Source organism: Rhizobium sp. SEMIA 4085, from assembly GCF_013004495.1.
Taxonomy (GTDB): Bacteria; Pseudomonadota; Alphaproteobacteria; order Rhizobiales; family Rhizobiaceae; genus Rhizobium; species Rhizobium gallicum.
Genome location: NZ_JABEPH010000261.1, coordinates 1 through 8,729 on the forward strand (window position 1 = coordinate 1; position 8,729 = coordinate 8,729).

7 protein-coding genes and 3 pseudogenes are annotated in these 8,729 nt (G+C 59.8%); 5 read left to right on the forward strand and 5 right to left on the reverse strand.

Going from position 1 to position 8,729, the window contains the following annotated elements; genetic code table 11:
- Nucleotides 1–692 (forward strand): pirin-like C-terminal cupin domain-containing protein (locus C9413_RS22440; protein ID WP_170250933.1); only part of this gene is annotated, 692 nt, incomplete at its 5' end.
- Nucleotides 693–1,074: 382 nt separating this feature from the next.
- Here C9413_RS22440 and C9413_RS22445 read toward each other — a convergent pair.
- Nucleotides 1,075–1,824, reverse strand: a complete 750-nt coding sequence (locus C9413_RS22445) for a glucose 1-dehydrogenase (protein WP_039845925.1) — start codon at nt 1,822–1,824, stop codon at nt 1,075–1,077.
- A 58-nt stretch (nt 1,825–1,882) separates the two neighbouring features.
- On the opposite strand from C9413_RS22445, the gene C9413_RS22450 reads away from it, so the two are divergent.
- Nucleotides 1,883–2,815 carry a LysR family transcriptional regulator gene (locus C9413_RS22450; protein WP_052451600.1) on the forward strand — a complete coding sequence of 311 codons (933 nt, stop codon included), beginning with the start codon at nt 1,883–1,885 and terminating at the stop codon, nt 2,813–2,815.
- Here the strand turns inward: C9413_RS22450 and C9413_RS22455 are convergent.
- The 4 genes and pseudogenes from C9413_RS22455 to glnQ form a co-directional block, all read right to left on the reverse strand.
- Entirely contained in the window at nt 2,778–3,536 is a 759-nt protein-coding gene (locus tag C9413_RS22455) for a response regulator transcription factor (RefSeq protein WP_082046570.1), read from the reverse strand. The genes C9413_RS22450 and C9413_RS22455 overlap by 38 nt on opposite strands.
- A gap of 13 nt (nt 3,537–3,549) precedes the next feature.
- Nucleotides 3,550–3,726 (reverse strand): annotated as a pseudogene (locus C9413_RS22460) (response regulator); the annotation flags it as partial.
- Nucleotides 3,726–3,818 (reverse strand): annotated as a pseudogene (locus C9413_RS22465) (shikimate dehydrogenase); the annotation flags it as partial. The pseudogenes C9413_RS22460 and C9413_RS22465, both read right to left, overlap by 1 nt.
- A 3-nt stretch (nt 3,819–3,821) precedes the next feature.
- Nucleotides 3,822–4,066, reverse strand: a pseudogene (gene glnQ, locus C9413_RS22470) (glutamine ABC transporter ATP-binding protein GlnQ); the annotation flags it as partial.
- A 364-nt stretch (nt 4,067–4,430) separates the two neighbouring features.
- Here glnQ and C9413_RS22475 point away from each other — a divergent pair.
- The 3 genes from C9413_RS22475 to C9413_RS22485 are packed head-to-tail and all read left to right on the forward strand — an operon-like array spanning nt 4,431 to nt 8,691.
- Complete coding sequence (locus tag C9413_RS22475) at nt 4,431–7,658, forward strand: MASE1 domain-containing protein (protein ID WP_039845923.1); 3,228 nt, start codon at nt 4,431–4,433, stop codon at nt 7,656–7,658.
- Nucleotides 7,658–8,305 carry a response regulator gene (locus C9413_RS22480; protein WP_039845922.1) on the forward strand — a complete coding sequence of 216 codons (648 nt, stop codon included), beginning with the start codon at nt 7,658–7,660 and terminating at the stop codon, nt 8,303–8,305. The genes C9413_RS22475 and C9413_RS22480 overlap by 1 nt, the downstream gene beginning before the upstream one ends.
- On the forward strand, nt 8,302–8,691 hold the full coding sequence (locus C9413_RS22485) for a response regulator (protein WP_039845921.1): 390 nt from the start codon (nt 8,302–8,304) through the stop codon (nt 8,689–8,691). The genes C9413_RS22480 and C9413_RS22485 overlap by 4 nt, the downstream gene beginning before the upstream one ends.
- The last annotated feature ends 38 nt before the right edge of the window (nt 8,692–8,729 follow it).

Genomic DNA, 8,729 nt, shown 5'->3' on the forward strand with positions numbered 1-8,729 from the left:
CCTATCTGTATCGTGGTGACTTTCACCACCGTGACAGCACAGGGGCTGACCAGATCATCCGTCCCGGTGAGTTGAACTGGATGGTCGCAGGGCGAGGTGTTTCTCATTCCGAGCGGACATCCGCAGCGGCGCGGACGGGGCCGAACGGCTTGTTCGGGATCCAGACCTGGCTGGCTTTACCGGAAAGCCACGAAGACATGGCGCCGATGTTCGAACACCACGGCAAGGAGACGCTGCCGACGATCGAGGACCATGGTGTGTCGGTGAGGCTCATTCTCGGGAACGCCTATGGCAAGTTCGCTCCCGCGACCATGTTTTCCGAAACATTCTATGCTGATGTTAAGCTTGAAGCAGGCGCTCGCCTGCCGATGCCGGACAATCATGAGGACCGGGGCATCTACATTGTCGAAGGCTCGATTTCGATCGCTGGCAGGGAATTCGAAGCACCCCAGATGATGGTGTTTCGTCCTGGCGACAGGATCACGGTCGCAGCCGGGGAAAAAGGCGCGCGGCTGATGACCTTAGGCGGGGCGACACTTTCCGGCCCACGCTACATCTGGTGGAACTTCGTCGCCTCATCCAGGGAGCGTATCGAGGAAGCCAAAGCTGAATGGCGGGCACAGAACTGGGGCGAGGGGCGCTTCGATCTTCCGGTCGACGACCGGGATGAGCACATTCCGCTTCCAGAGTGATGGGGAGTGCAGAATTAGGATGCCATGTTTTGGCAGCGCTGCGAAAAAGGCCGATGCGGTTCTCGGCAATCAGAAGCTCAAGTAACGGGTTCGGGGTGCTCGGAGATCGCAAGTTAAGACATCGCCGGGCGCAATCCTCAAAAGGGTGCTGAGGCCGTGGCCGCGATCCGGCATGCCGTGCCTGGCGCGCAGGTACGGTAATGACGGGGTCAAAGCGGCCGTACTGAGCGCTTCGCGACTAACGGCAGCTATCCCATGAGGCGCTCCCCGATTTTGGGCCAGCTGGAGCTGGAATTTTCCACTTATGATCCCCGGGGGGAAGAAGAGGAGAATTCCGGGTCCGAATGGCCTAATTTATCGGGGGCACGTCATTTCCATCCTTTTAAGCCACGGTCATGCCGCCATCGACATGAAGCTCGATCCCGTTGACAAAGCTTCCTGCATCGGAGGCGAGGAAGAGTGCGGCGCGCGCCAACTCTTCCGGCCGACCGAGACGGCCTGCGGGGATCAGGGAAGCCATGTAATCTTCGAATGCCGGCCGTTCGGTCTCCGATACGCCCAACTTGGCGAGGATTTCGGTCTCGACCGGACCCGGGCTCAGGATGTTGACGCGGATCCGCCGCGACTTGAATTCGATCGCCCAGTTTTTCGCAAAGGCGGCTGTTGCTGCCTTCGAACCGGCGTAGACAGTATGATCCGGGAGGACCTTCGTGGCCGCAAGCGAGCTCGTAACGATGATACTTCCACCGTCGCGGATCAGAGGGGCGATCGTTTGCACGCCGAAGAAAACGCCGCGCGTATTGATGGCGAAGTGCCGGTCATAGTCTTCCGGATTCACCTCGGCGGAGGAGGTGAGATTGATGACCCCCGCATTGGCCATATAGATGTCGAGCCCGCCGAAGCGGCTCTTCACGGTGTCTGCCAGCCTGCGATGATCCTCGAGGTCGGCGGCATCGCCTACGAAGCCGATGGCCGACGGACCGATTTCCTGGACGGCGCGATCGACAGCATCCTGCCGCCGTCCGGTAATGATGACCTGCGCTCCTTCTTCTGCGAACAGCCGAGCAGTCGCCTTGCCGATCCCGCTATTACCGCCCGTGATGACACCGACCTTGTCTTTGAGGTGTTGCATTGTTTATCTCCTTTCAACGAGAAATTAGATAAACGCTGCCATCCAGCATCGTTAGATCATGGGCGGGCACATGATCTGTGCCGCGGAGGTGCAAATGCCGAACCTACTCAACGAGATTCCCGGATTGATGGCTTTTGTGCGGACGGTAGAGGTCGGATCGTTCAGCGCCGCGGCCCGCGACCTGGGGACGACACCGTCAGCGGTGTCGAAAAGCGTGGCGCGGCTGGAAAAGAAGATCGGCGCCCGGCTGTTCCTGCGCTCCACGCGCGCCTTGATGCTTACTCAGGACGGGCAGGTCTTCTTCGACCGCGTTGCGCCGCTGTTGCGGGACCTGGATGCAAGTGAAGAGGCGATAAGATCCGACGTTGCGCCTTCGGGTCGCTTGCGCATAAGCATGCCTAATGAAATGGCCCCTCTACTGCTGCCGCGCCTCTTCGGAATCTTTGCAGCCGACTATCCGAACCTGCATCTCGAAGTCGGACTTACGGATCGGCTCGTTGATCTGATCAGGGAGGACTACGACGTTGCGCTGCGCGTCGGAAATTCCGCGCCGGGGGACCTCATGGTTCGTCATCTGGCCGACCTTCCAATGACGATCGTCGGGTCTCCGACGTTTCTGAAGACCTGGGGCAATCCTGCAACTGCCGAAGCGCTGGCGGCTCTGCCCTTCGCCCGCTATGCACTGGGTGGCATCACGCAGCCTCTGCGTCTGCCGGACGGGACGAGCTTCATTCCCTTCGGGCGCGTCGATTGCGACTCAGGGGCAGCACTCATTCAGGCTGCGCTCAGTGGGCTGGGAGCGGCCTATCTTCTGCGATGTCTGGTCGCGAACGACCTGGAAGGCGGCTCGCTTGTTACACTCGCGGCGGGGCTTGCGTTCCCCAGCGCTCCCTTTAGTGCGCTGCACGCCTTTGGCCGCACCGTCCCGTTGCGCGTAAAATTGGTCTGCGATTTCATCGCCCGCGAGGCAAAAGACCTCGCGGCCATCTGAGCACCTGATGTTGGGCTTGGTCAGAATCCAGGCCCGCGGTCTCGCGTATCGTCGGAGGTAAAGTCTCCCATGCCCTGATCAGATCACCGATGGATCGGACCTCCATCTTGCGCATGGCATTGGCTCGGTGCAGCTTGACCGTGACTTCGCTGATGCCGAGGTCGAATGCGATCTGTTTGTTGAGGCGTCCGCGCGTCGCCACCTCGCGTAGAACCTCGCGTTCGCGGTGCGTCAGCGCCCCTAAACGTTCAAGATTGCGCTTCACGACGACAGCTTCCGCGCGCCAGGCTCCATCCGACGCGATACCGGCTCTCACTGCATCGAGCAGCGTCCGGTCTGACACCGGCTTGGTGAGGAAATCCACAGCGCCCGCCTTCATCGCTTGAACCGTCATCGGGATATCGCCATGACCGGTTAGGAAAATGATGGGTTTGGCAATGCCGCTTTCCGCCAGATGGTGCTGCAGGTGGAGCCCGCTTGCTTCTGGCATATGCACGTCCAGGATCAGGCAGCCCGGGCTATCCAATACATCGACGGCGTTGAGCACTTCCTGGCTCGAGGCGAAACTGGCGGGCTGAAAGCCAGCCGAGAGGATCAACTCCGACAGAGCTTCCCGCACAGCTGCATCGTCGTCGACGATAATGACAACCGGTTCGGCTGCATTTTTCTTGTCCTGTCGTGCCAGGGGAGCTGATTCTCCAACCGACTGATTGATTCTCATGTTAACCTCCATCTCAATTTTTGTAAGCTTCGCTTATGGCGATGAGCAGGCCAGGGGCATCGAAGGACTTGCGGAAGAAACCGCTGGTGCCCTCGGCGCGGCCCTGATCTGCGATTTCGTGACGGCCAGTAATCAGGAATACCGGCAATTCCGGACGCAGCTTTTTCACCTGATCGCGAAGCTCAAAGCCAGGGCGGTAGCCGGAAGGCCCCGCTTTGCAAGGTCGAGGAGTTCATAGCGATAGTCGAGGCCCTAAAGTACGCCTTCGCGCTCGTGCAGGGCAAAGCAGATCATCGTCATGCCGTCCCTGGCCAGACCGATCATCGTGTCGAGGACTTCCTTGACCATTTCCAGATTAAGTGCGCTGGTCGGCTCATCGAACACGTTGGCTTTGGGCTCCATGCAGAGCGCGCGCAATGGCTACGCGTGCTGCTGCCCGCCCGAACGCTGGCCGGGTACTCTTCAGTCTGGTCGAGAATGCGGACGCGCTCAAGATATTTGCGGGCGATTTTCTCGGCATCCGCCTTGCTGGTAAGAATACTAGTTCATTCGTGACGCTCTGCTCGGTCGCCAGATTCGGTGGTCGTTCGCTGTTGCGGCTTGGCCTTTTACCGCAGCTCGACTTGCTGTCGTGGGAGCTCATGCAAGGCCTCGGGTGTATCGATGTAAATTGCCGTCGTGTTCACCATGTCGTCGGCTGTGTTACGCATTCTTGGTGTGAATCCGCCGATCAGATCCGCAGATATCCACTTCATCTCATGGATTTCCATGAGGTGCGGTTGGGCCGTGACCGGATTAGGGTGGGCGTATGATTCGCCAGGCCAGATATTGGAGAACAAGTGCTATAGGAAGCGCGCTGATAGCCCTCGGGTTTTTGTCCGGCAGGAGAAGCCAATGATATGCGTCTGGTCGCACCGCCCCAAATTTTTGCATCTGGGATTTTTTGTCGCAGCCTATGTTCTGGGCTGCGGTTTCGCTCAGTCGCTCGCAATCGTACCCGGAACAGGTATTTCCATTTGGCCTCCGGGCGGGCTTTTAATGGCTACGCTTATCCTTGCTTCCAGGCACAGCTGGCCGTGGTGGGTGCTGGGGGGCCTACTGGCGGAACTGTTTAGCAATTTCCTGTGGTTCCATAGTCCGTTGCCTGCCGCTGTCCTGATCTACGCCGGCAACGCTCTTGAAGCGGCGGCCGGCGCATGGCTGGTGATGCGGATCTGCGGGCGGCCGGTGCGGCTGGAAACCTTGCAGGAAGTTCTCGCATTCGTGGTACTGGGCGCTGGAATTGCGCCAGTCATAAGCGCTACGGTGGGAAGCGCGACACTTGAGTGGTTTGGCATACAATCGCAATCCTTCACAACTGCCTGGCCTCTTTGGTGGATCGGAGACGCAACCGGTGTCTTGATCGTGGCACCACTGGCGCTGGTCGTATTGCAGAACTGGCGCGGCAAGGCCCAGCTCTCGGCGGCGCAATGGATGGAAGCTTGTGTCCTGGGGCTGATCTTTCTTGGTGTCGCTGCGCTTTCCTTGAGCGGTTACCTGCCCTTCGCCTACATCATCATGCCGCCTCTTCTTTGGGCCGCAGTGCGCTTTGAGTTCAAAGGCGCCGCGGTCAGCTTAACTCTCCTCGCTATGATCACGGCGGTATTCACGATATCCGGCGCCAGTCAATTTGCCGGCGATCCTGAGTCCCAGAAGCATAAGCAGGTCATGCTGCAGCTTTTTCTGGCCGTCTCGGCATTTTCGGCGCTCATCGTGGCCGCCATATCCCGGCAGCATCAGCTGGCGGTGCTCACACTGCGCCAAAGCGTGGAGGAGTTGCGCGACCGGGAGCGGGAGTTATCGCAGCTCGTGAACATGGTTCCAGTCCAGATCAGGCGTCTGACGCCCGCAGGCGAGCCGACCTTCTTCAACAAGCGTTTGATTGACTTTTTCGGTCTGGATGTAGGGGATTTGGACAAGCCTGGCATGAGCCGGCTGGCTGCAATCATACAGGGCCTCGTCCATCCCGATGATGCAGTTAGCCTGCTACAGACGGCCCGCCACTCCTTCGTTACCGGCGAGTCCTTCTCCATGAAATATCGCATGCGCCGTGCGGACGGCGCATATCGCTGGGTTGATGGCCGCGGAGAACCGCTGCGGGATCAACACGGAGCGATTGCGCAATGGTATGTAATTTCCATCGAAATCGACGATGAGATGCGCGCACAGGAAGCGCTCCGCGACCGGGAGCGGGAGCTCTCGCAGCTCGTGGATATGGTTCCGAGCCTGCTCTGGCGGTTAAGTCCGGAGGGCGAGCCAACCTTCTTCAACAAGCGCTTGATTGACTTTTTCGGTCTGGATGTAGGGGATTTGGACAAACCGGGCATGAGCCGGCTGGCAGCCATCATAGAAGCCGCCGTCCATCCCGATGATGCGGCCAGCCTTAGGGAAGCGCTCAACCATTCTTTCGTAACCGGAGAGCGCTTCTCCAAGACTTATCGCCTGCGGCGTGCGGATGGCGTCTACCGCTGGGTGGAAGGCAGCGCGGAGCCGCTGCTCGATGAGAGCGGGCGCATCCTCCAATGGTACGGCCTCTCCCATGACATCGACGATCAGCTGCGCGTCGAGGAGGCTCTGCGACGCAGCGAGCGGCAGCTTCAGCAACTCATTGACACAGTGCCAGTACAGATTTGGTGCGTAACGCCCGGGGGCGAGCCCGCATACATCAACAAGACCATGATGGATTATATCGGCCTGAAACTGGAGGATTTTGATGCCGAGCAAGGACTCGCCGGAGCAATTCAGGCCATCGTTCATCCTGACGACAGGATCCCTTTGGAGCGCGCCCTAACCCACTCCTTCAGCACGGGTGAAGCATTCGAGTTGAAATTTCGCAACCGCCGATGGGATGGTTCATACCGCTGGACAGAGGGGCGTGCGGATCCGCTCCGCGATGAGAGCGGCCGAATCATCCGGTGGTACGGCGCCAACGTCGATATCCACGATTTTGTGACTTCTCAGGAGGCGCTGCACGAGAGAGAGCGCTCGCTGTGGGAGCTCGTTGAAACGCTACCGGTAATGATCGATTGCGCTGCGCCCGACGGCGAGCCGTTATATCGCAGTCGACAGCTCCGCGAATTCCTCGGGTATGAGCTTGAAGAATTGGACGGAACCGGGAAGTCTCGCTTGGCCGGCACACTCGATGCCGGTGTTCATCCCGACGACGTGGCAGGGGTCAAAGAGAGATATGCCCATTCATTGTCCACCGGCGAGCCGTATGCCCGGAAGCACCGTCTGCGGCGCTTCGATGGCGAATATCGCTGGGTCGATACTCGTGCCGCGGCGATGCGCAACGCCGAAGGCGCCATCGTGCAGTGGAACGTCATCTGCCTGGACATCGACGGTGAGATTCGCGCGCAAGAAGAGCTGCGTCTGGCGCAAGAGAGCCTTGCGCGTGCGAGTCAGGCGGCGAGCCTTGCTGAGCTTTCGGCTTCTATAGCACACGAGGTAAACCAGCCGTTAGCGGCCGTCGTAGCGAACTCGCACGCCTGCCAGCGCTGGCTCACGGCTGAACCGCCAAATCTCGAGCGCGCGCAAAAGACGGTGGAGCGCATCATTCGTGACGCAAATGCCGCCGCCGACGTCGTGAGCCGCATCCGCGCCTTATTCAAGCAGTCGGTCGAAAGGAGGCATGCCACGGCACTGGGCAGCGTCATCGCGGATGCGCGTGACCTAACCGCTGAGGAGGCGGCGCGGCGGCGCGTCCGTATGGACGTTGATGTCGAAAGCAACCTTCCGCCTGTCGCGCTCGATCGGGTCCAGATCCAGCAGGTTCTCGTCAATCTTATTCGCAACGGCATGGAGGCCATGGATACCATTACGACTGACAGAGTTCTTCGGATTCGCGCGCGGCGGAGGGGGCACGCGGTCGAGACCGAGATCAGTGATCTCGGTCGGGGCGTCGAATCTCCTGACAAGATATTCGAGCCGTTCTTTACGACGAAAGCGCACGGGATGGGCATGGGGCTCGCGATCTGTCGTTCGATTGTCGAGTCTCACGGCGGACGGCTGTGGGCGGAGAAGAACCAACCGCATGGAGCGACCTTCGTCTTCACTTTACCCGATGAAGTGGGAGCAGAGTGATGGCGACGGACGATCAAATCGTCTTCATCGTGGATGACGATGAACGCATGCGAGAGGCGCTCAGCGAGCTGCTTGCCTCCCACGGCATGCGCGCCATCGCATTCGGATCGGCCGGCGATTATGTCAGCGCGGACAAGCCGGACGTCCCTTCCTGCCTCATCCTCGACGTTGAATTGCCGGATATCAACGGCCTCGATCTGCAGAGGCAGATCGCCGCGGGCGAACATCCGCCGATCGTTTTCATAACAGGGCATGGTGACATCCCGTCCTCGGTGCGCGCGATCAAGCACGGCGCCGTGGATTTTCTAACCAAGCCCTTCAGTGATTCGGACCTCATGGCCGCAATCGATGCGGCGATCGCCCAGGATCGGGAAAAGAGATCGGAACGCGCCGACGTCGGCGTGCTGAGGCAACGCTATTTAGACCTGACGCGGCGCGAACGCGAGGTGCTGCCGCTCGTGGTGAGTGGACTTCTCAACAAGCAGGCCGCCGCGGAGCTGGGGATCAGCGAGGTCACGCTGGAAATCCATAGAAGGAATGTGATGCACAAAATGGCAGCGGCGTCGCTCGCTGATCTCGTACGTATCGCGGAGCGATTGGAAATACCGATCACCCACTCGCGCCGAGCAGGGGGGAGTGGAGCGTGAGCAAGCGAAGACCTGTCGTGGCGATTGTTGATGACGATCCAAGACTGCTCGAGTCGCTGGAGGACCTTCTGGAGTCCGCGGGCTATGCTGCCCACAGCTTCTCGTCCGCGGGGTCGCTACTCATCAGCGGGCTGTCGGGCGTGGACTTGCTCATCACCGACATCGGCATGCCAGGCATGGACGGCTTTGAACTTCGTGATTGGGTGAAGAAGGTGCGGCCGGAGCTGCCGGTGTTCCTGATCACCGGCCGCCACGAGATTGCGGATCAGGATCGCGCCCGCGGCATCAGCGGGTTTTTCCGCAAGCCCTTCGATGCCGAGGTCTTGCTGGCTGCCGTGGACAACGCCTTAACCAATCGAAACATGGAGGATGATCATGAGAGTTGACCAGTCGTTCGTTGGGAGATTGGCGCCCCTGTCACAGC